19 protein-coding genes and 1 pseudogene are annotated in these 19,486 nt (G+C 72.4%); 10 read left to right on the top strand and 10 right to left on the bottom strand.

What is annotated here, in order from left to right:
- Window positions 1–84 precede the first annotated feature (84 nt).
- The 4 genes from ACIBCA_RS34990 to ACIBCA_RS34975 form a co-directional block, all read right to left on the bottom strand.
- Window positions 85–702: a TetR/AcrR family transcriptional regulator gene (locus tag ACIBCA_RS34990; RefSeq protein ID WP_396287145.1), complete on the bottom strand. Its 618-nt coding sequence runs from the start codon at window positions 700–702 to the stop codon at window positions 85–87.
- Between the two features lie 121 nt (window positions 703–823).
- On the bottom strand, window positions 824–1,810 hold the full coding sequence (locus ACIBCA_RS34985) for an aldo/keto reductase (protein ID WP_396287144.1): 987 nt from the start codon (window positions 1,808–1,810) through the stop codon (window positions 824–826).
- Between the two features lie 57 nt (window positions 1,811–1,867).
- Entirely contained in the window at window positions 1,868–2,698 is an 831-nt protein-coding gene (locus ACIBCA_RS34980; protein ID WP_396287143.1) for an ABC transporter permease, read from the bottom strand.
- Window positions 2,698–3,693, bottom strand: a complete 996-nt coding sequence (locus ACIBCA_RS34975; protein WP_396287142.1) for an ATP-binding cassette domain-containing protein — start codon at window positions 3,691–3,693, stop codon at window positions 2,698–2,700. Before ACIBCA_RS34975 ends, ACIBCA_RS34980 begins: the two co-directional genes overlap by 1 nt.
- 103 nt (window positions 3,694–3,796) lie before the next feature.
- Between ACIBCA_RS34975 and ACIBCA_RS34970 the strand changes: the two genes are divergently transcribed.
- A complete protein-coding gene (locus ACIBCA_RS34970) occupies window positions 3,797–4,576 on the top strand; it encodes a TetR/AcrR family transcriptional regulator (protein ID WP_396287141.1) in 780 nt (259 codons plus the stop codon).
- A gap of 19 nt (window positions 4,577–4,595) precedes the next feature.
- Here ACIBCA_RS34970 and ACIBCA_RS34965 read toward each other — a convergent pair whose 3' ends face one another.
- A complete protein-coding gene (locus ACIBCA_RS34965) occupies window positions 4,596–5,960 on the bottom strand; it encodes a pyridoxal-phosphate dependent enzyme (protein WP_396287140.1) in 1,365 nt (454 codons plus the stop codon).
- Between the two features lie 153 nt (window positions 5,961–6,113).
- On the bottom strand, window positions 6,114–7,160 hold the full coding sequence (locus ACIBCA_RS34960) for a beta-ketoacyl synthase N-terminal-like domain-containing protein (protein ID WP_396287139.1): 1,047 nt from the start codon (window positions 7,158–7,160) through the stop codon (window positions 6,114–6,116).
- Window positions 7,161–8,247: 1,087 nt separating this feature from the next.
- Between ACIBCA_RS34960 and ACIBCA_RS34955 the strand changes: the two genes are divergently transcribed.
- From ACIBCA_RS34955 to ACIBCA_RS34940, 4 genes are all read left to right on the top strand, one after another.
- On the top strand, window positions 8,248–8,808 hold the full coding sequence (locus tag ACIBCA_RS34955) for a nitroreductase family protein (protein ID WP_396287138.1): 561 nt from the start codon (window positions 8,248–8,250) through the stop codon (window positions 8,806–8,808).
- A 90-nt stretch (window positions 8,809–8,898) separates the two neighbouring features.
- Window positions 8,899–9,549 carry an exonuclease domain-containing protein gene (locus ACIBCA_RS34950; protein WP_396287137.1) on the top strand — a complete coding sequence of 217 codons (651 nt, stop codon included), beginning with the start codon at window positions 8,899–8,901 and terminating at the stop codon, window positions 9,547–9,549.
- A 32-nt stretch (window positions 9,550–9,581) separates the two neighbouring features.
- Window positions 9,582–10,049, top strand: coding sequence for a hypothetical protein (locus ACIBCA_RS34945; RefSeq protein WP_396287136.1), 468 nt, complete (start codon window positions 9,582–9,584; stop codon window positions 10,047–10,049).
- Between the two features lie 146 nt (window positions 10,050–10,195).
- A complete protein-coding gene (locus ACIBCA_RS34940; protein WP_396287135.1) occupies window positions 10,196–12,361 on the top strand; it encodes a tetratricopeptide repeat protein in 2,166 nt (721 codons plus the stop codon).
- A gap of 42 nt (window positions 12,362–12,403) precedes the next feature.
- On the opposite strand, the pseudogene ACIBCA_RS34935 reads toward ACIBCA_RS34940, so the two are convergent.
- Window positions 12,404–12,502 (bottom strand): annotated as a pseudogene (locus tag ACIBCA_RS34935) (class I SAM-dependent methyltransferase); the annotation flags it as partial.
- Window positions 12,503–12,636: 134 nt separating this feature from the next.
- On the opposite strand from ACIBCA_RS34935, the gene ACIBCA_RS34930 reads away from it, so the two are divergent.
- Window positions 12,637–13,170, top strand: a complete 534-nt coding sequence (locus ACIBCA_RS34930) for a GNAT family N-acetyltransferase (RefSeq protein WP_396287134.1) — start codon at window positions 12,637–12,639, stop codon at window positions 13,168–13,170.
- A 108-nt stretch (window positions 13,171–13,278) separates the two neighbouring features.
- Complete coding sequence (locus ACIBCA_RS34925; protein WP_396287133.1) at window positions 13,279–14,007, top strand: DsbA family oxidoreductase; 729 nt, start codon at window positions 13,279–13,281, stop codon at window positions 14,005–14,007.
- An 87-nt stretch (window positions 14,008–14,094) separates the two neighbouring features.
- On the opposite strand, the gene ACIBCA_RS34920 is transcribed toward ACIBCA_RS34925, so the two are convergent.
- Window positions 14,095–14,850 carry a maleylpyruvate isomerase family mycothiol-dependent enzyme gene (locus tag ACIBCA_RS34920; protein ID WP_396287132.1) on the bottom strand — a complete coding sequence of 252 codons (756 nt, stop codon included), beginning with the start codon at window positions 14,848–14,850 and terminating at the stop codon, window positions 14,095–14,097.
- A 115-nt stretch (window positions 14,851–14,965) separates the two neighbouring features.
- Between ACIBCA_RS34920 and ACIBCA_RS34915 the strand changes: the two genes are divergently transcribed.
- Window positions 14,966–15,331 carry a hypothetical protein gene (locus tag ACIBCA_RS34915; protein WP_396287131.1) on the top strand — a complete coding sequence of 122 codons (366 nt, stop codon included), beginning with the start codon at window positions 14,966–14,968 and terminating at the stop codon, window positions 15,329–15,331.
- A gap of 7 nt (window positions 15,332–15,338) precedes the next feature.
- Here the strand turns inward: ACIBCA_RS34915 and ACIBCA_RS34910 are convergent, their stop codons facing one another.
- On the bottom strand, window positions 15,339–15,911 hold the full coding sequence (locus ACIBCA_RS34910) for a hypothetical protein (protein ID WP_396287130.1): 573 nt from the start codon (window positions 15,909–15,911) through the stop codon (window positions 15,339–15,341).
- A gap of 215 nt (window positions 15,912–16,126) precedes the next feature.
- Between ACIBCA_RS34910 and ACIBCA_RS34905 the strand changes: the two genes are divergently transcribed.
- Window positions 16,127–16,687, top strand: coding sequence for a hypothetical protein (locus ACIBCA_RS34905; protein WP_396287129.1), 561 nt, complete (start codon window positions 16,127–16,129; stop codon window positions 16,685–16,687).
- A gap of 125 nt (window positions 16,688–16,812) precedes the next feature.
- Here the strand turns inward: ACIBCA_RS34905 and ACIBCA_RS34900 are convergent, their stop codons facing one another.
- The gene (locus tag ACIBCA_RS34900; RefSeq protein WP_396287128.1) at window positions 16,813–18,219 is read right to left on the bottom strand and encodes an alpha/beta fold hydrolase; all 1,407 of its coding nucleotides are present in this window, start codon (window positions 18,217–18,219) and stop codon (window positions 16,813–16,815) included.
- A 187-nt stretch (window positions 18,220–18,406) separates the two neighbouring features.
- On the opposite strand from ACIBCA_RS34900, the gene ACIBCA_RS34895 reads away from it, so the two are divergent.
- Entirely contained in the window at window positions 18,407–19,396 is a 990-nt protein-coding gene (locus ACIBCA_RS34895) for a hypothetical protein (RefSeq protein ID WP_396287127.1), read from the top strand.
- The last annotated feature ends 90 nt before the right edge of the window (window positions 19,397–19,486 follow it).

Genomic DNA, 19,486 nt, shown 5'->3' with positions numbered 1-19,486 from the left:
CAAGGGCGACACCCGCACCCATGTAATCGGTGATTACATCAATGCGCGGACGACCGGTCAAGGCTCGGCGCAAGCACAATTCGGCTACTGCGGACGGCCGTTGGCGATCCCGTCACGGAAGGTGTCCAGCACCCGCTCGGCCAGCTCCTCCGCCTGCGCGGCCGGCAGGTAGCCGTCCACGATCATCTGCGCCAGCCCGTACACCAGCGCCTGCCCGGCCAGCTTCACCAGCGCCGGATCGCCGGGGCGCACCCGGCCGGCCTCCTGGTCCGCCACGATCAGGACGGTGAACTCCCGCTCGATGAACTCCAGTTGCTCCCGAAGCTCGGGCTCGCGCGGGGGCTCGGGCGCGAACATCCGCGAGCGCACCAGCTCGAAGCGGCGCGGATGGCGCAGCGCGTACCGGACGCACCCGAGGCCCAGCGCCCGCAGCCCGGAGCCGCCCTCGGCGGCGGTCACCTCCGCCTCCTGCCAGCGGACGAAGTCGGCGAGCACCCGGTCCGCCAGGGCCGTCAACAGCGCCTGCCGGTCGGCGAAATGGCGGAACGGCGCCCCCGCCGACACCCCGGCCCGGCGCGCCACCTCCCGCACGCTGACCTTCTCCTGGCCCTGCTCGTCCAGCACCTCGAGCGCCGCCGCCACCAGCGCCTCGGGCAGCGCCCCGTGGTGGTACGCGTCCCGCTCAACCGCCCGCTCCGTCATGCCCGCTTTGCTACCACACATCGGGGGCATCCCCGAGCCGCCCCCGACCCCGGAGGACGACGCCCGACAGACATACGTGCCCGCCCGTGCAGCAGAGCCACGGGCGGGCACGCGGCCCCGTCTACCAGGCGTAGTCCTCCGGGGCCGGGCGGTGCCCGGGGAAGATCTCGTCGAGGCGGTCCAGGGTCTTCCGCTCGAGCTTGACGTCCAGCACCGCCACGGCCGCCTCGAGGTGCTCCACCGTGCGCGGGCCGATGATGGGGGCGGTGACGGCGGGCCGGCTGAGCAGCCAGGCGAGGGCGAGGTCGGCCGGGTCGAGGCCGAGTTCCTCGGCGAAGTCCTCGTACGTCCGGAGCCGCTCGCGGTGGGTGTCGAGGAGCTCGCTCGCGTACGCTGTGGCGCCGCGGACCCGGGTGCCCTCGCGCTCCTTGCGCAGGATGCCGCCGAGCAGACCGCTGCGCAGCGGGGACCAGGGCAGCAGACCCAGGCCGTAGTGCTGGAGGGCGGGGATGACCTCGAGCTCGATCGCCCGGTCGAGCAGGTTGTACAGCGACTGCTCGCTGACGAGCCCGAGGAAGTGACGGGAGCGGGCGGACTCCTGGGCCTGCGCGAGGTGCCAGCCGGCGAAGTTGGAGGAGCCCACGTAGGTGATCTTCCCCTGGGCGACGAGCACCTCCATCGCCTGCCAGATCTCGTCCCAGGGCGTGTCACGGTCGATGTGGTGCATCTGGTAGAGGTCGATGTGGTCGGTCTGCAGGCGCTTCAGGCTCGCGTCGACGGACTTGCGGATGGCGTGGGCGGAGAGCTTGCCCCCGTTGGGCCAGCCGTCCATCTCGCCGTAGACCTTGGTGGCGAGCACGGTGCGCTCGCGCCGTCCGCCGCCCTGGGCGAACCAGCGGCCGATGATCTCCTCGGTGCGGCCCTTGAGGTTGCCCTCGGGGTCGCGGCCGTAGACGTTGGCGGTATCGAAGAAGTTGATGCCGCGCTCGTGCGCGGTGTCCATCAGCCGGTGGGCGTCGGCCTCCTCGGTGTGGGGGCCGAAGTTCATGGTGCCGAGGCAGAGTCGGGACACGGTGAGGCCGGTGCGGCCGAGGTGGGTGTACTCCATGGCGCCCACCCTTAAGCCACACCGACCACGGTGTCCAACACATTTGGCCCCGGCGGGTCACCTGCCGTGGGTGGCGAACTTCCGTACGGCCAGTGGCCCGCAGATCAGGAGCAGTGCGGCGCTCCACAGCAGCGAGGCGAGCAGGGCGTGCTGCATCGGCCAGGCGTCGCCGGGCGCGGAGGGGTTGCCGAAGAGCTCGCGGCAGGCGTGGACGACGGCGCTGATCGGGTTCCAGTCGGCGATGGTCCGCAGCCAGCCGGGCATGCCGCCGGTGGGCACGTACGCATTGGTGATCATCGCCAACGGGAAGACCATGACGGCGAGTTGGCCCGCCGCCTCCTCCTTGCCCACGGCGAGGCCGAGCAGGGTGCCGACCCAGGTCATCACGAACCGGAAGAGCAGCAGCAGCCCGAACGCCTCGACGGCCTCGCCCAGTCCGTTGCGGGCGCGCCAGCCGGCGGCCAGCCCGACGAGGGCGAGCAGCGCGAGGACGAGAACGCTGACCAGCAGGTCGGCGAGGGTCTGCCCGAGCAGCAGTCCGGTGCGGGAGACGGGCATGGAGCGCAGCCGGTCGGTGACGCCGCGCCCGACGTCCCGGGCGGCGCCGACCATGGTGGGCATGATGCCGTTGGTGGCGACCATGGCGAAGAGTCCGGGCATCAGGAACTCCCGGTAGTCCCCGCCGCCGGGCACCTGCATGGCGCTGCCGAAGACGTACCCGAAGACCACCACCATGACCACGGGCACGGCCAGCGAGGCGGCCAACAGGCCCGGCGAGTGGCGGTAGTTGAGCAGGACGCGCAGCATCGACGTCCAGGTGTCGGCGACCATCCGCCCCCCGGCGGAGGGGCGCGCGGCGGTCGCGGCGGTCACGGTCACGGCGGCCATCAGGCGGCCCTCCCCAGGGTCTCGGTCTCGTCCGCGTCGGAGCGGGTGAGCGTGAGGAACACGTCGTCGAGCGAGGGCGCCCGGACGGCGACGTCCTCCGCCTCGATCCCGACGTTGTCCAACTCCCGTACGAGCACGGGCAGGAGGACGTTCTCGCCGGGCGCGGTCAGCACGGTGACCGTCCGCTCGGCCTCGTCCACCCGGGCCTCCCCGCCCCCGGCCATGACGGACAGCACCACGGCGGCGGCGGCGAGTTGATCCGGGTCGGCGAGGGTGACGGACACCTGACCGCCGATCGCCGCCTTGAGCCTGGCGGGCGGGCCGGTGGCGATGGCGGCGCCGTGATCGACGACCACGATCTCGTCGGCCAGGCGGTCGGCCTCCTCCAGGTACTGGGTGGTGAGCAGCACGGTGGTACCGCCCTGCGCCAACTCCCGGACGCTGGACCAGATCTCCTGCCGGCTGCGCGGGTCGAGCCCGGTGGTGGGCTCGTCCAGGAAGAGCACGGGCGGGCTGGTGACCAGGCTGGCGATCAGGTCGAGGCGCCGGCGCATGCCGCCCGAGTAGGTGCGCACCAGGCGGTCCCCGGCCTCGGCGAGGCCGAAGCGCTCCAGCAGTTCGTCGGCGCGCTCGCGGGAGCGGCGGGCGCCGAGGCGGTGGAGCCGGCCGAACAGCCGCAGGTTCTCGCGGCCGGTGATGCCCTCGTCGAGGGCGGCGTACTGCCCGGCGAGGCCGATGGCGCGCCGCACGTCCTCGGCGGCGCGCACCACGTCGTGGCCGTGGACGCGGGCGGTGCCCCGGTCGGGGGCGACGAGGGTGGCGAGAACCCGAACGGCGGTGGTCTTGCCGGCGCCGTTGGGGCCGAGGAGGCCGCAGACGGTGCCGGCGGGGACGGTGAGGTCGAGGCCGGTCAGGGCCTCGGTGGCGCCGAATCGTTTCTCGACGCCGGACATCTCGATGGCGGGGGACGTGGCGGGGGACGCGGTGCGGGACATGGCCCTGCCCTTCTCTAGGTACAGCGTACGTAGAAGTGCGTGCGGGCACATCGTACTACGTACGCCGTACGTATCTAAGATGGGAGGGCGAGGTGATCTTCCAGTGCCGTCCAGCCCGTCCAGCCCGTCCAGCAACACCCCCAGCAGTGCCGAAGAACCGGACAGCGATCCGGGGAACGACAGCCGGCCCGGCAGGCCCACACCCCCCGAGGCCCCCGAACTCATCTGGCTGCGCCCCGAACGCACCGGCCGCGGCCCCCGACCGGCCCACAGCCGCGGCTCCATCGCGGCCGCCGCCATCGGCATCGCCGACGCCGAGGGGCTGGACGCCGTCTCCATGCGCCGCGTCGCCGGCGTGCTCGGCGCGGGCACCATGTCGCTCTACAACTACGTGCCGAAGAAGGAGCACCTGCTCGACCTGATGCTCGACGCCACCGCGGCCGAGTACCGGCTCCCGCCCGAGCCCACCGGGGACGTCCGGGCCGACCTCACCGGCCTCGCCCACCAGCAGCTCGCCATCTTCCGCCGCCACCCCTGGCTGCCCGGCCTGGTCCTGGCCCGCCCCGGCATCGGCCCCAACGCGCTGCGCTACACCGACCACTTCCTGGCCGCCACCGCCCCCACGGGCCTCTCCGGCGGCGAGCGGATGGAGGCGATGGCCATGTTCAACGGCTTCATCTGCCAGTTCGCGCAGTACGAGCAGACGGCCGCCGCGGGCGCCAAGTGGCAGGCGGAGATGATCGGTTACCTCGGCCAGGCGGCGATGAGCGGCGACTACCCCCACCTGGCCCAGGCGTTCGTGAGCCCCGGCCCGCCCGCCTCACCGGAGACCGCCTTCGACCGGACCCTGGACCGGGTGCTCCGCGCCGTCCTGGCGCCCTGACGGTTACGGAACGCAGCTGCTAAGGAGCCACCACCCCCGCCACCCGCCCGTCCACCAGCACCAGCACCGAGCGCCACCCGTCCCGCAGCTCCGCCCGCGCCTCCTCCCGCGAGCACCCCACCCCGACCGCCGGCAGCGGGGGCCCGGCCACCACACCCACCGGGTCGTCCTGCTTCACCGACCCGTCCGCCAGCGCCGCCGCCAGCACCTCGCGGTCCACCGTGCCGACCACCTCCGCCGGGCACACCCCGTACGGCCACGACGGCCGCACCAGCACCACCGGCGCCACCCCGCCCGGCACGGCCCGCAGCACCCGCGCCGCCTCGCCCGCCGTCGCCCCGGCGGGCACGGTGACCAGCGGCCCGGCCGCGTCCAGCAAGGGCCGCAGCCCCTGCCCGTCCTCCTCCAGGAAGCCCCACCGGCGCATCCACTCGTCACTGTGCACCTTCGACAGGTACGAGCGCCCGGAGTCCGGCAGCAGCACCACGACCAGGTCCTCCGGCCCCAGCCGCGCCGCCAGCCGCAGCGCCGCCGCCACCGCCGTCCCGGAGGACGGCCCGGCGAGGATGCCCTCCTCCCGGGCGAGCCGGCGCGCCGTCAGCAGCGACTCCCGGTCCGGGATGCGCTCGAAGACGTCGACGACGCCCTCCCGGTACGCCTTCGGCCAGCGGTCCTCGACGGTCTCGGGGTGCAGGAAGTGGCCGATGCTCTCGACGTACCACGGGCTGCCGTCACCGCCCCCGTACATCGAGGACTCCGGATCCGCCCCGACCACCGTCACCGCGCCGCCCGACACCTCCTTCAGGAAGGTGCCCGTCCCGGTGATCGTCCCGCCCGTGCCCACCCCCGCGACGAAGTGCGTCAGCCGTCCGCCCGTCTGCTCCCAGATCTCGGGCCCGGTGGTGCGCACATGGGCGTCCGGGTTCGCCAGGTTGTCGTACTGGTTGGCCAGCCAGCCCCCGGGGATCTCCTCCTCCAGCCGCTGCACCACGTTGAACAGGTGCCGGGGGTCCTCCGCCGGCACCCCGGTCGGCGCGAGCACCACCTCCGCGCCGTACGCCCGCAGGATGTCCGCCTTCTCCGGCGCCGACTTGTCCGACACCCCGGCGATCACCCGGTACCCGCGCTGCCGCCCGACGATCGTCAGCCCGATCCCGGTGTTCCCCGAGGTCGCCTCGATGATCGTCCCGCCCGGCCGCAACAGCCCGTCCCGCTCCGCCGCCAGCACCATCGACAGCGCCGCCCGGTCCTTGACGCTCCCCCCGATGTTCAGGAACTCCGCCTTCGCGTACACCGGCGCGCCCAGCCCCGCCCCCAGCCGGGCGAGCCGGAACAACGGCGTCTCCCCGATCGCGTCGAGTACGGACTCGTGCACTGCGGCCATCCGGCCCTCCCAGCTGCGCTGACTGATCGTTACGGGGACGAGCCTTCCCAGCCCGGCCGCCCGTCAGACACCGCCCGTCAGACACCGCCCTCCACCCCCGACGCCCACTGAGGCGCGGGCACCGACCGGCCCGCGCCCCTCCGGATTCGACGGTCAGTCCACGCTCCCATAGACGGCCGTGGTGACGTTCCCACCGAAGCCCAGGCCGAGCTGGGCGGTGATGCCGCCCGGGTGGGGCATCGGCCCGCGCGCCAGCTGGGGGTGCGCCTCGGGCTCGGCGGCCGAAGCGGGAAGCAGACCCTCGCTGTACGCCCGTGCCGTGATGACGGCCTCCAGCAGAGGTGCGGTGCCCATGGTGTGACCCAGCATCGGCTTGAAGCAGTAGGCGACCGACTGCTTGCCCAGGTACTCGGCCACGGTGACGTCCGCCTCGTCGCACTGCGAGGTGCCGGTGCCGTGCGCGGAGTAGAAGCCGATCTCCTCCCGGGCCACCTCGGCATGGCCGAGCGCGGTGTCCATGGTGCTGATGAGGTGCTTGAAGGACGGTTCGATGGAGACCGGGTGGAACGCGTCGTTGCCCATCGCGGAGCCCAACAGGCGAACGTGCGCCTCGACGCCCGGCTGCCGCGCCGGCGCCATCACGAGCGCCGCCGCCCCCTCGCCCATGATGAAGCCCCGGGTGTTCTCGTGGAACGGTCGGCACACCTCCTGGGGCGGAGCGTCGTAGACCAGGGCATTGAGATTGGCGAAGGCTCGTATCTCCTCGCCGTCGAAGCCTATGTCGGCCGACACCACCACCACGTCCGTCGCGTCCCCGGTCGCCATCAGGCGCTGCCCCAGGGCCATCGCGTGCAGCCCGGAAGCGCACGCGGCACTGACGACCATGGACGGCCCGTGGAACTGGTGGCGGTTGATCACCCGGGCCGCCGGGGTGGTCCACACCTGCTCGACGAACCAGCGGCGAGGGCTGCCCGGCTCCGGCCCGAGGTACCGCTGCCGCCACAGTTCGCGGTCTGCCCCGGTGGTGGCGTACAGCAGGGCGACCCTCTCCCCCGGCCGCCAACCACGGCCGATCGCGTCGGCGATGGCCTCGTCGGCCGCCGCCGTCACCGCGCGCCCGTACCGCGTGCTCCCCGTCTCCGGGTCGCCGCCCTCGGGAACGCGGGAGAGCCAGCACGGATCCGGGAACTGTCCGCCCAAGCCACTGTGCAAGGCTATGGAAGTGCTGCTCGACCGTAGGCCGGACCACAACTCGTCCATGGACCAGCCGTATCCGCTGACCGCGCCGATACCGAGAATGTCCGCAGGGGGAATACGCATGCTGCCGCCTTGGGGGTAATTGTCATGGGTGCGACGAGGAAGTATATGACCGGCGATCTTGACCGGGACCAGCAGATTCCCGGCCAAGCCTGAGGGCCCGTTCATGGCCCGATGCTCGAACTTCCGGATGGAGAACGGCACACTGGAGCCCGTGGGGCGGTTACTCAGCCCCCCCGACCGTCAAAAAACGGCGCCTGGTGTTCACTTGGGGTCGATAGAACGTCTGTCGAAATTGCCGCATATGAATTCCTGAATGAAAAACGTGGAATACCTTCGACCCCCAGTGGACGAGGATGACACGGAGCGTCGGGGCTGTCCACCCCGAACGAGCCATCACGCAACCGGTTTTCAGCCGACGGCGAAGTCGACCGTATGCCGCCTGACCTGCGGCGACGGGAGATCCCGTCGTTCCATCGCACTTGATCGGCAAAGCAGTTGTGAAATGAGAGGTTCACACGGCGCCGAGGAACCGGCCACCGCCCCGACCGAAACAATCCCGCCACTCGGCCCCTTACCGGGTACGGCGGCCGCCGTGGAGCCGGAGAACTGCACCCTCCACCGGCTTTGCACAACACCCGTGAACAGCAGTGGAGTTCGTTCCCGGTCGCCATTCGGGCCCGTAGCGTCCCCGGCTCGACGACACGGATACGATTTCGGCCAATCTCCCACCGCAGGCTCGGCCCGCCGGTCTCCCTGGCACGCGCGGTGCGGGCCCGCCCGCTGCCGATCGGCGTCCTCGGCGGGCCGACGGCGGCCGCGCCGGCGCTCGGCACCTCACGAGCGGCCACCCTCCTCGTCCTCCCGCTTCACCGCCTGACCGCCCCCACGGGCAGCCCCGACCTCGCCCTATCAGCTGCGTGAGAAGTCGGCCCGTCCGACTTCTCACGCAGCACCACCTCAGCACCAGCTCAGCACCACCTCAGCACCAGCCGGAATACCCACTCGCGCTCGCCGGTTGCAGCGGAACATGCATGATCGCCAGGAGCCGCCCAGCGGCATACACCCGCTGCTTTCCGGGCGGTTCAGCCCCTACCGGTTCGATCCGTCCACCGTGGTCGACGACCACACCCTCGGACTGCTCCTGGAAGCCGCCCGGTGGGCGCCGTCAGCGGGCAACTCCCAGCCCTGGGGCTTCTTCACCGGCAGGCCCGGCGAGCCGGAGCACGACCGGATCCTCCCCCACCTCGCACCGAGCTCCGCCCGATGGGCGACGGACGCGAGCCTGCTCGTCGTCGCGCTGACGCGTCGGCACGTCGACGACTCGGAGCTGCTCTACTCCGAGTTCGCGGACTACGACCTCGGCCAAGCCGTCGCCCACATGACCGTCCAGGCCCAGGCCATGGGGCTGGCCGCCCACCAGTTCCGGGCCTTCGACCTGGAAGGTCTCACCAAGGAACTGGACCCCAACCCGGGCTGGGCGATCGTCTCCATGCTCGCAATCGGCAATCCCGCCGACGAACCGGCACAAACCCGCACCCGGCACAGCATCACGCACCTCCGCTCCGCCCCCTGGTCACGAGCCGAGTAGTCCATCGCGTGAGAAGTCGACCCCGCCGACTTCTCGTGCATCCGAAAATCCGGGTGCCACCACCGGTCGCGCCTCTCTACCCTTCGCCCCATGAACCCCGAAGCCGCCCTGCTGAACGTCATCGATGTGGAAGCCACCTGCTGGAACGGGCAGCCGCCGCCCGGCTCGGTGAACGAGGTCATCGAGATCGGTCTCACCGTCGTGGACCTGTCAGCACGGCTCCGGGTGTCCCGACACCGCATCCTGGTCCGCCCCACCCGATCAAAGGTGAGCGAGTTCTGCACCGAACTGACCGGCCTGACGCAGGCCGAGGTGGATCGGGGCGTCAGCTTCGCCGAGGCGTGCCGGATCCTCGTCGAGGAGTACGGGGCCGGGGTGCGCCCCTGGGCGAGCTGGGGCGAGTACGACCGTCGGCAGTTCGCCCGGCAGAGCCAGGCCGACGGGGTGGCCTACCCGTTCGGCTATCCGACCGAGCGCACCCACACCAACGCCAAGGCCGTGTTCGCCGAAGCCTACGAGCTGCGAAGGAAGCCCGGCATGGACCAGGCCCTGCAGATCGCCGGACTGCCCCTCGAAGGACGCCATCACCGCGGCGAGGACGACGCGTGGAACATCGCCGCACTCGTCCTCGATCTGATACGCCGCGGGGCGTGGCCGGTCACACCGGCAGCCGCCCCACCCAGCGCCGCCCGTGAACCCGGGAACCACCTCTCCTCCGGACCGGCAGCGGATACAGTCTGACCGATCGTCAGCGCTGCACTGGAGGTTGTTCGGTGACCGGGATAGAGATCGCCATCGGATACGTCTTCGCCTGGGCCGTTCGCAAGGCGAAGCGGGTCACCGGCCGGGCGGATGAGGAGGTCGACCGTACGCTGGACGCCGGGATGGACCGGCTCCACGACCTGGTCGGCCGCGCGCTGGGCGAGGACCCGGCCCTCAGGAAGCTCGAGGAGGAAGCCACGGCAGGGCTCGAACAGCCCAGCGAGCGCACCCGGCGGCGGGTGCAGGACGCGCTGGAGGAGGCCGCCGAGCAGGACCCCGGCCTCGCCCAGGCCCTCACCCGGATCGTCGACGAGTTGCAGACCCGGTCCCGCGCCACCGGCGGCGTATCGGCGGTCGACCACGCGGTGGCCGTCGGCGGGAACATCGACATCCGCGCCGACCACGGCTCCGCCGCCGCCCTGCACATGGGCGATGTGACGTTGGGAAACCCTCCTCAGCCGGGCCCGCAGCAGGGCTGAGCGGACCCGGAGCGCCTCCGGCCCCGCCCGTCACCGGGCCCACCGTCGTCACCGCCGACCACCACAGCCTGGCCGTCGGCCACGCCGAGCACGTCCACCACCACACCCCGCCCCGCGCACCGGCCGCCTGGCCCTGCCAGGTCGGCGTGATCCCGCCCCGAGCTGCCTCCTTCCAGCACCGGGCCGCCGTCGACCAGCTGCGGAACGCGGTCGACGGCGGCGGCACCGCCGTACTGAGCCAGGTGCTCACCGGGACCGGCGGGGTGGGCAAGACCCAGCTGGCCGCCGACTACGCCCGCACCGCCTGGCAGCGCGGCGAGGTGGACGTCCTGGTGTGGATCAGCGCGAGCACCCGCTCGGCGATCGTGTCCCGCTACGCCCAGGCCGCCCAGGAGGTGCTGGCCGCCGACCCCTCCTCCCCGGAGCGGGCCGCCCACGCGTTCCTGGCCTGGCTGGAGCCCAAGCCCGGCACGGAGCCGTGCCGCTGGCTGGTGGTCCTGGACGACGTCGCCGACCCCGCCGACCTGCACGGGCTCTGGCCGCCGGACAGCCCGCACGGGCGGACCCTGGTCACCACCCGCCGCCGCGAGGCCGCCCTGACCGGGGCGGCAGGCCGACGCCTGGTGAACGTGGGCCTGTTCACCCCGCACGAAGCCTCCGTCCACCTCACCTCCGTCCTCGCCGGACACGGCCGCCACGAACCCGCCGACCAGATCGCCCTCCTCGCCGCCGACCTCGGCCACCTCCCCCTCGCCCTGACCCAGGCCGCCACCTACCTCACCGACGCCGCCCTCACCTGCGCCGACTACCGCCGGCTGCTGGCCGACCGGGTCCGCACACTCGCCGACCTCCTGCCCGAACCCTGCTCACTGCCCGACGGCCACAACGCCACCGTGGCCGCCACCTGGTCGCTGTCCATCGAACGCGCCGACCGCCTCCGCCCAGCCGGCCTCGCCCGGCCGATGCTCCAACTCGCCTCCATGCTCGACCCCAACGGCATCCCCACCGACGTCCTGACCAGCGGCCCCGCCCTGGCCCACCTCACCGCCACAGCCGGGGATGAGCCCCCGATCACGGCCGCCGACGCAGCAGGCGCACTACGGGCCCTGCACCGCCTCAGCCTCATCGACCACACCCCCACCAGCCCCCACCAGGCCGTCCGCATCCACCAACTCATCCAGCGCGCCACCCGCGACGCCCTCACCCCCGACCAGCACGAACGCACCGCCCGCACCGCCGCCGACGCCCTGATCGACGCCTGGCCCGAGGTCGAACGCGACACCGGCCTCGCCCAGACCCTGCGTGCCAACACGGCCGCCCTCACCGGCCACGCCGAGGACGCCCTGTACCGGCCGAACGCGCACCTCGTGCTGTACCGCATCGGCCGGAGCCTCGGGACGTCCGGCCAAGTCATGGCCGCCTGCGACCACTTCCACCAACTCGCCGTGCAGACAGCGGATCGCCTCGGCCCTGACCACCCCAGCACCCTCACCACCCGGAACAACCACGCCCACTGGCGCGGGGTAGCGGGTGACGCGGCCGGCGCCGTCAACGCCTACGCCGAACTACTCACCGACCGGCTACGGATCCTCGGCCCCGACCACCCCGACACCCTCACCACCCGGAACAACCTCGCCCAGTGGCAGGGGACGGCGGGTGACGCGGCCGGCGCCGCCGACGCTTACACCGAACTACTCACCGACGTGATGCGGGTCCTCGGCCCCGACCACCCCGACGCCCTCGCCACCAGGGGCAACCACGCCTCCTGGCGCGGGGGGACGGGCGACGCGGCCGGTGCCGTCAGCGCCTACACCGAACTACTCTCCGACCAGCTACGGATCCTCGGCCCCGACCACTCCGACACCCTCACCACCCGGAACAACCTCGCCTACAGCCGGGGGGCGGCGGGTGACACGGCCGGCGCCGCCGACGCTTACACCGAACTACTCACCGACGTGATGCGGGTCCTCGGCCCCGACCACCCCAGCACCCTCACCGTCCGGAACAACCTCGCCCAGTGGCAGGGGACGGCGGGTGACGCGGCCGGCGCCGTCAGCGCCTACACCGAACTACTCACCGACCGGCTACGGATCCTCGGCCCCGACCACCCCAGCACCCTCATCACCCGGAACAACCTCGCGAACTGGCGCGGGGAGACGGGCGACGCGGCCGGGGCCGTCAGCGCCTACGCCGAGCTACTCACCGACCGGCTACGGATCCTCGGCCCTGACCACCCCGACACCCTCATCACCCGGCGCAACCTCGCCTACTGGCAGAAGCAGGCCGCCACCGGGGAATCGGCCGTCGAGTGACGACCGTCCGGTGACACCGCCTGCGTGGGAAGTCAGCCCCGCCGACTTCCCCTTCACGTCACCCACCAGCCCCAGGAAGCCCGGCACCTCCCCGTACCGGGTGATCGGAAGCGTCTTGAACCCCTCGAACGCCTCACCGATCCCGTCGTACTGCTGGCCGCCCGCCGTCCCGCTCCCCCTTCGCCGTTGACCACTGCCGGGAAGTCTCCCCCTCCCCGCCCCGCTCCCCGAACTGGCGAAAGCCACGAACCTGACCGCCTGTTAGCGTGGCTCGGATGGAAGATCTGGGAACCGTCCCCTGGCCGCCCGCGCCCATCAGCACCGCGCGTCTCGTCCTTCGCGCGCCCGAGCCCCGCGACCGCGCCACGTACATCGACCTGCTCGCCTCCCCCGAGGTGCACACCTACCTCGGCGGCCCCCGCCCCCGCGAGGAACTCTCCCGCGAGCTGCCCGAGGTGCCCGAGCAGCGGCCCGGAAGCTTCGTCGTGGAACTCGACGGTTCGATGATCGGTGTCGTCCTCCTCCGGAGGGCGACGGGCCACAGCCGCCCGGCCGCCGCCGGAAAGCTGGACCTCGGCTACCTGTTCCTGCCCCGCGCCTGGGGGTCCGGCTACGCCACCGAGGCGTGCACGGCCGCCCTCGACTGGCTCGCCGACGCCCTGCCCGGCGAACCGGTGGTGCTCACCACCCAGAGCGCCAACAGCGCCTCCCTGCGCCTCGCCGCGAAGCTCGGCTTCGCCGAGGTGGAGCGGTTCGAGGCGTGGGACGCCGAGCAGTGGCTCGGCCTGCGCCCGGCGGAGGCGGCCTGAAGAACTCCCCTCCAAAATATTTCAGAACAAGAAATATTCAGGTCCCCACCCCTGTTCCCCCAGTATCACCGCGGGAGAGACCCGCGCGATTGGAAGGAGCGCGGCGCCGTGCGCGTGGAGATCTGGACCGACATCAACTGCCCGTGGTGCTACATCGGCAAGGCCCGGTTCGAGCAGGCCCTTGCCGCGTTCCCGCACCGCGCGGAGGTGGAGGTCGTCCACCGCTCGTTCGAGCTGGACCCGAACGGGCCGCGCGACGCCCGTCCGGTGATCCCGCTGCTCGCCACGAAGTACGGGATGAGCCTGGAGCAGGCCGAGGCGGCGGAGGCCCGGATCGCCGAGAACGCGCACGGCGAGGGCCTGCCGTACCTGGCCGGCCGGCGGGACGCGGCGAACTCCTTCGACATGCACCGGCTGCTGCACTTCGCGTTGGAGCACGGCCGGCAGTCGGAGCTGCTGGACGTGCTGTACCGGGCCAACTTCGCCGAGGAGCGCTCCGCGTTCGGGGCCGACCGGCTGCTGGAGCTCGCCGTCGAGGCCGGGCTGGACGGCGGGGCGGCGGGCGCGGTGCTGGCCGATCCGGAGGCGTACGCGGAGGCGGTGCGTGAGGACGAGGCCACGGCGAGCGCCATGGGGGCGACGGGCGTGCCGTTCTTCGTCCTCGACCGGCGGCTCGGGGTGTCGGGCGCCCAGCCTGCGGAAACGTTCACCCGGGCGCTGGAGCAGGCATGGGAGAGCCGCGTGCCGACCCCGCTGATCCAGGTCGGGGCGGCGGGCGACGCGGCGGGCGACGCGGAGGCCTGCGGCCCGGACGGCTGCGAGCTGCCGCAGCGCTGACGGACGCCCCTGCCCGACCGTTCGAACAAAAAGGGGTGGGGACGAGCAGCTCAGCCCGTCCCCACCCCGTCACCCTCGCGCTCTCCGCTACGCGGACGGGTCCCAGTCCGCGATCCGGCGCAGGATCTTCAGGTCGCCCTCCGCCTCCAGGTCCTCCACCGGCAGCCGGCCGTAGAGGGTCAGGACCAGCTCCGAGGCCCCGGCCACAGCCGTGACGTCGCCCGGCTCCGAGCCGATGGCCGACACCCGCACGCCGTCACCCGACAGCGACAGCCGCCACGAACCGCCCTCCTTCACCCGGTAGTCGAGCAGGGCGGGCTCGAACGGCCACGCCACCGAGGTCGGGCAGCAGGTGTGCAGGAACTCGTCCACCCCGTCCAGCGCCACCTCCAGCGGCAGCGGCTCCGCCGCACCCACCGCGAGCTGCGCGTCGTACGTGTGGACGGCGATCTCCTGCAACTGGTGCCGCGCGACGGCCCCGACGGTCAGCGGCGACTGCGAGTCACCCCACCACGCCCAGCTCGGGCTCTCCGGCCCGGCCTCGCGCAGCGCGGCGGCCATCAGCCGCACCCCCTCGGCCACCCACTCCACCAGCTCCGCACGGTCCTGCGGCGCCTCCGTCTGCTTCACCGCGAACGCCTCGGCCGACGGCGCCTCGGCCTCACCGGCCGCGATGTTCATCGCCCAGAAGCGCCGGCTCTGCCCGATGTGCTGCGCGAGGTCGAACAGCGTCCACTCCGGACACGTCGGCACCTGCACCCCGAGATCGGGCGCGCCCTCGACGACGGCACAGAAGACGGCCGCCCTCTCCTCGATCAGACGCACCAGGTCAGAGAATTCCAAAGTCTTTTCCACGTCGCGTTTTCTATCACCCCACCCCACACCCCGCACCTGCTTTTATCTCCGCAGGCCACCCGCCCCTTGCCCACCCCACCACGCCCCTCCTGGAGTCCCGCCCATGCCCCGCCTGAAGATCGAGACCTCCGTCCCCGAATCCCACCTCCAGCAGGTCCTCGACGCCCTCCACACCGCCGGTGCCGGCCGCACCGGCCCGTACGAACGCTGCGCCAGCACCTGGCCGATCACCGGCCACTGGCTCCCCACCGCCGAGGCCCGGCCCTACGACGGCACGGTCGGCCGGGTCCAGCAGGCCCGCGAGTACCGCATCGACACCTTCTGCGACCAGGACCAGGCCCCCGCCGTCCTGAAAGCCGTCCGCGAAGCCCACCCCTACGAGGAGGTCGTGATCAACTTCCTCCCCCTCCACGACCCCACCACCGACCCCACCACCGACTCCACCGCCACCGCCACCGCCACCGCCTGACCACGCCTCAGAACCCCTGGGGATGCCTCGACAGCCAGTCGGCGTGCCGCTCCCGCAGCCGGTCCCGCTCCTCCACCGACGCGAGGAACACGTCCGCCCCGCCGTCGTACGGGTGGTAGAGCCGCCGCAGCCCGGTGTCGGTGACGATGACGCCCGCTTCCTCCTCGTCGGCGACCCGCCGCAGCAGCCCGTCCAGGCAGCCGCGCCGCCACGGCCGCCGCTCCAGGAAGACATGGCAGTGGGAACGGAACTCCGGCTCGGGATCGTCACGGTCCAGCCAGCTGCGCCAGCGGACGGACCCGGCCGGAACCTCGACGGGAGCATCGGGGGACACCGTCCACCTCGGCACGAGCACGTACACCTCGCCGCCCTCGAACAGCCGGTCCAGCACGGTGTTGTGCCGCTCCAGCACGATCGCGTACTCGCGCTCGTCGTCCGGGTACCGCTTCGACTCCGGCAGGCTGTGGAAGCGCACCCACACCTCCCGGGCCCGGCCGTCGATCTCGTGCCCGACCGGTGTGCTCCCCGGCCACCGCCGTTCCCAGAGCGCCGTCAGCGCCGTCGACTCCACCAGGTCCACCCCAGCCTCCCTCTCCCCGACCGCCCCCACCCTATGCACGAGAAGTCGGCCCGGCCGACTTCCTGTGCACAACGCCACCCCTTCTTCGTGCACATTCGCCCCACCCGTTTCATCCCGGCGCAAACCGGCCGTGGGGGGCGCCGGAAGCCCGTAGCGTGGTCGTCCGGTCGACGATCTTGGGGCCGAGGGCCGAGGGCCGAACGGAGCGGTACACGATGACGACGGAGTTCCTGCGGCGGATCGCCGCCCTCGCCTCGACCGGGGACTTCGCCGGTCTGCACGTGGGGGCCTCGCTGCCCGAGTTGGCGGCGCGGCACGGCGATCCGTGGGACTGCGGCGGGCTCCACAAGGGCCACCGGTGGCCGCACGCGTTCGGGTGGGGTGACGCCTGGACGGTGTTCTGCTCCTGCCGCCGGCTGAGCTCCTTCTCCCTCCCGGCCTGGCACGGCGAGCTCGAACTCCCCAGGGAGTCAGCCGGGTTGGAGACGCTCGACACCCGCATCGGCGAGGCCGCGCTCACCAAGGCCCTCGCCGAGGCCGGCTGCCACTGGGAGACGGTCACCTACTCCCACGTCCCCGGCCAGCGCACCCTGGAGCTGGAGCCGGTGCCGGAGAAGCGCGTCGGCCTGGTGCTCGTCGAACGCCTCGACTTCGACGAACCCCCGTTCGAGGACTGGCTGTTGTACAGCGTCGGCCTCTGGAGCTACGACCACCCGGACTGCCCGAAGCCCGGCCGCACCCTCCCCGACGACGGGTGGGGTGCGGCCGGGCCGTAGGCCGTGTCCTTCGGCTCACGCCGGGCGGGCGCCGAAAGACACGCCCTGATCCCCGGCGGCGGGTCCGTTCCGTCCCCTGTTCGGAACGGACCCGCCACCCGGGAAGCGCGGTCACCCAGCAGGAATCACCGGAGCAGGAAGTCGTACACCGCCTGCCGTCCGAGCGGGTTCGCCGCGCGGGACTGCACGGAGTGCGAGGCCCCGGGGACGATCACGATCTCCGGCTTGTGGACGAACTCGGCCTCCTGGAACAGGGTTTCGTACGGCGTCGACAGGTCCCGGTCCCCGGCGATCATCAGCACCGGCACGTTGGGCAGCTTGCGGTGCTGCGGCGGCGCGGGCGGCACCGGCATACGCGGCCAGTCCAGGCAGACCAGCAGGCTGCCGGAGCCGGTGGCGGTCGCCGCGTCGTACGGCCAGGTCAGCTCGGACTCCTCGGCGAGCGAGCGCCGGGTGCGCTCCAACGCGGCGGCCCGGCCCGCGACCGGGGTGTCCGCGCTGCCCCACGGGTACGTCCCGTCGGCGCACATCGTGGCGGCGTGCAAGCCCTGGCTGAGCCATTCGGCCGGCGTGTCGTCCCCCTTCGTCACCGAGTCGATGAACGCCTGGAGCTTCTCGGGCTTGCCGTTCGCCGCCTCGTGCAGGGCTTCGGGCACAACCCCGTAGTCGGGGTCGACGAACTCGTAGGTGGTGATCGCGTCGAGGACGGCCACGCCGTTGTGGTACCTGCGGACGGTGGCGGCGAGGTCCTCGGCCGGGTCGGTGGTGCAGCCGGTGGCGGCGCAGGCGGCGCGCAGCACCCGGGCGGTCGCGGTGAGCCCTGCGAGGTCGAGCGGGTCGTAACCCTGCTGCGGCACCACGGAGTCGAGCACCAGCTTCGCCACGTGCGCGGGCTGCGCGAGGGCGTACCGCTCGGCGACGAAGGTGCCGTACGAGACGCCGTCGAGGGTCAGCCGCTTGTCGCCGAGGGCCCGACGCAGGTCGTCGATGTCGGCGACGGTGTCGGCGGTGCTGTAGTAGCGGGCGTTGGGGCCGAGGACGGCGGCGCACTCGGCGATGGACTCCTTGCGCGGCACGGCGAGGTCGGAGGAGCCCATGTCCGCCTGGAGGCCGGGGCACCGGATCGCCCGTTCGCCGGTGCCCCGCTGGTCGTACATGACCAGGCGGTAATCCTTGAGGACCGGCTCCATCTTGCTCGCGAGGCGCCGGATGAACGGCACGCCGGGCTGGCCGGGGCCACCGGTGAGGAAGAGCAGGTCCCCCTTGGGGGCGTTGGTGTTGCCGGTCATGGCGACGTCGAGCGTGAGCGTGCCGGGGGTGGCGCCGCTGTGGTCGAGCGGGACGGTGATGCTGCCGCAGATGAACTCGGGCGCCCCCTGACAGGGCGCCTGCCCGGCGACCCCTCCCGCCGGCGACGACTCCGGCGACGGCGCCGACGCCGGGTCCGCCACGGCCGGCGTGGCCAGCGTGGTGCCGGCGATCACCACGACCGCGCCCAGCAAGGCGGCGAGGCGGCCTCGCGTGCTCGTCATGTTCGTCCTCCCGTTCGAGCCGCGCCCTGCCTGGCGCGGCCACGGGAAGAAGCTTGTGCCCGGAGGTGCTTCGAAGGCGAGCATTCGTGCCAGGATTCGACCAGCGTCGAATCCTGGGCCCTTCGAAAAGGAACAGACCGGACGATTCCACGCCACCGGAAGCCGACCGACCAGGGGAGGACGGGCCGTGATCCGGCTCACCATCGACTCGACGGGGCTGGCCCGCACCCGCTTCGTGGTCTCACCGCTGCACGAGGCCGTCAACACCCTGATGGCCTCCGCCCTCAACCCCCGCGGCGGCCCGTACGCCTGGGTCGGCCGCACCCGCCGGGTGCTGCGCCGCGAGGGCCTGGACCTGCTGGCCGGGCTGGCCCTGGACCAGGCGGGCGGCTACATCCCCGACTTCCTCACCCCGCACCCCCTGGGCCCGGCCCCGACGGTCGCCGAACAGCTGGAGGCGGTGCGCCGCACCCCGGAGGACCGGGTCCACGCGGAGATGGCCACGGCCCGACACGGCCTGTCACAGGCGAAACTGAACGGCCGTCAGCTCTCCGACACCGTCCTGCGCACCCTGGAGCGCGGCCCCCGCCACTTCGCCGAACGCGTCGCCGACGAGATGGGCCGGTACTGGGAGGCGGCCCTCGCCCCGTACTGGCCGGACGCCCGCTCGGTGCTGGACTCCGAGGTGGACCAGCGCGGCCGCTTCATCGCCCGCCACGGCACCGGCGCGCTCTTCAACTCCCTGACACCGCAACTGTCCTGGACGGACGGGGTGATCCGCCTGGAGAGCCGCTTCGAGGTGGACCTGCCGGCCCGCGCGGTACTGCTGATGCCCACGCTGGTCTGCCGGGACGTGCACGTCATCCTGGACACCGTCGACGGCATGCACCGCGCGCCCACCCTGATCTACCCGATCACCCTGCCCACCGCCGTCCCCCGGACCCCGACCCCCGCCCTGGCCCAACTCCTGGGCCCCACCCGGGCGGACCTGCTCTCCTCCCTGATCGCCCCGTCCACCACCGCCGCCCTCGCCGCCCGCCACTTCCTCAGCGCCGGCACGGTCTCCCACCACCTGGGCGTGCTCCACCGCTCGGGCCTGGTCGTCCGGGTCCGCAACGGCCGCGAGGTGCTCTACCACCGCACCCCGCGCGGCGAGGAGATGGCGCAATCGGCCTAGGGGTCGTCTTCAAAGCTGATCAAGTGATGAGGGATCATGTCCGCCATGGTGCGTCGTCATGAGCTTTCGGATGCCGAGTGGGCTGTGCTG

Origin of the sequence: Kitasatospora sp. NPDC051170, assembly GCF_044455705.1 — a bacterium.
Classification (GTDB): domain Bacteria; phylum Actinomycetota; class Actinomycetes; order Streptomycetales; family Streptomycetaceae; genus Kitasatospora.
Note: the sequence above shows the minus strand (reverse complement) of the source record. Positions and strands in the feature narration are given on the sequence as shown.

Bases quoted from the DNA above. Each gene is read 5' to 3' on its own strand.
- ACIBCA_RS34990 (WP_396287145.1), bottom strand. From the start codon at position 702: ATGACGGAGCGGGCGGTTGAGCGGGACGCGTACCACCACGGGGCGCTG.
- ACIBCA_RS34985 (WP_396287144.1), bottom strand. From the start codon at position 1,810: ATGGAGTACACCCACCTCGGCCGCACCGGCCTCACCGTGTCCCGACTC.
- ACIBCA_RS34980 (WP_396287143.1), bottom strand. From the start codon at position 2,698: ATGGCCGCCGTGACCGTGACCGCCGCGACCGCCGCGCGCCCCTCCGCC.
- ACIBCA_RS34975 (WP_396287142.1), bottom strand. From the start codon at position 3,693: ATGTCCCGCACCGCGTCCCCCGCCACGTCCCCCGCCATCGAGATGTCC.
- ACIBCA_RS34965 (WP_396287140.1), bottom strand. From the start codon at position 5,960: ATGGCCGCAGTGCACGAGTCCGTACTCGACGCGATCGGGGAGACGCCG.
- ACIBCA_RS34955 (WP_396287138.1), top strand. From the start codon at position 8,248: ATGCATGATCGCCAGGAGCCGCCCAGCGGCATACACCCGCTGCTTTCC.
- ACIBCA_RS34950 (WP_396287137.1), top strand. From the start codon at position 8,899: ATGAACCCCGAAGCCGCCCTGCTGAACGTCATCGATGTGGAAGCCACC.
- ACIBCA_RS34930 (WP_396287134.1), top strand. From the start codon at position 12,637: ATGGAAGATCTGGGAACCGTCCCCTGGCCGCCCGCGCCCATCAGCACC.
- ACIBCA_RS34915 (WP_396287131.1), top strand. From the start codon at position 14,966: ATGCCCCGCCTGAAGATCGAGACCTCCGTCCCCGAATCCCACCTCCAG.
- ACIBCA_RS34905 (WP_396287129.1), top strand. From the start codon at position 16,127: ATGACGACGGAGTTCCTGCGGCGGATCGCCGCCCTCGCCTCGACCGGG.
- ACIBCA_RS34900 (WP_396287128.1), bottom strand. From the start codon at position 18,219: ATGACGAGCACGCGAGGCCGCCTCGCCGCCTTGCTGGGCGCGGTCGTG.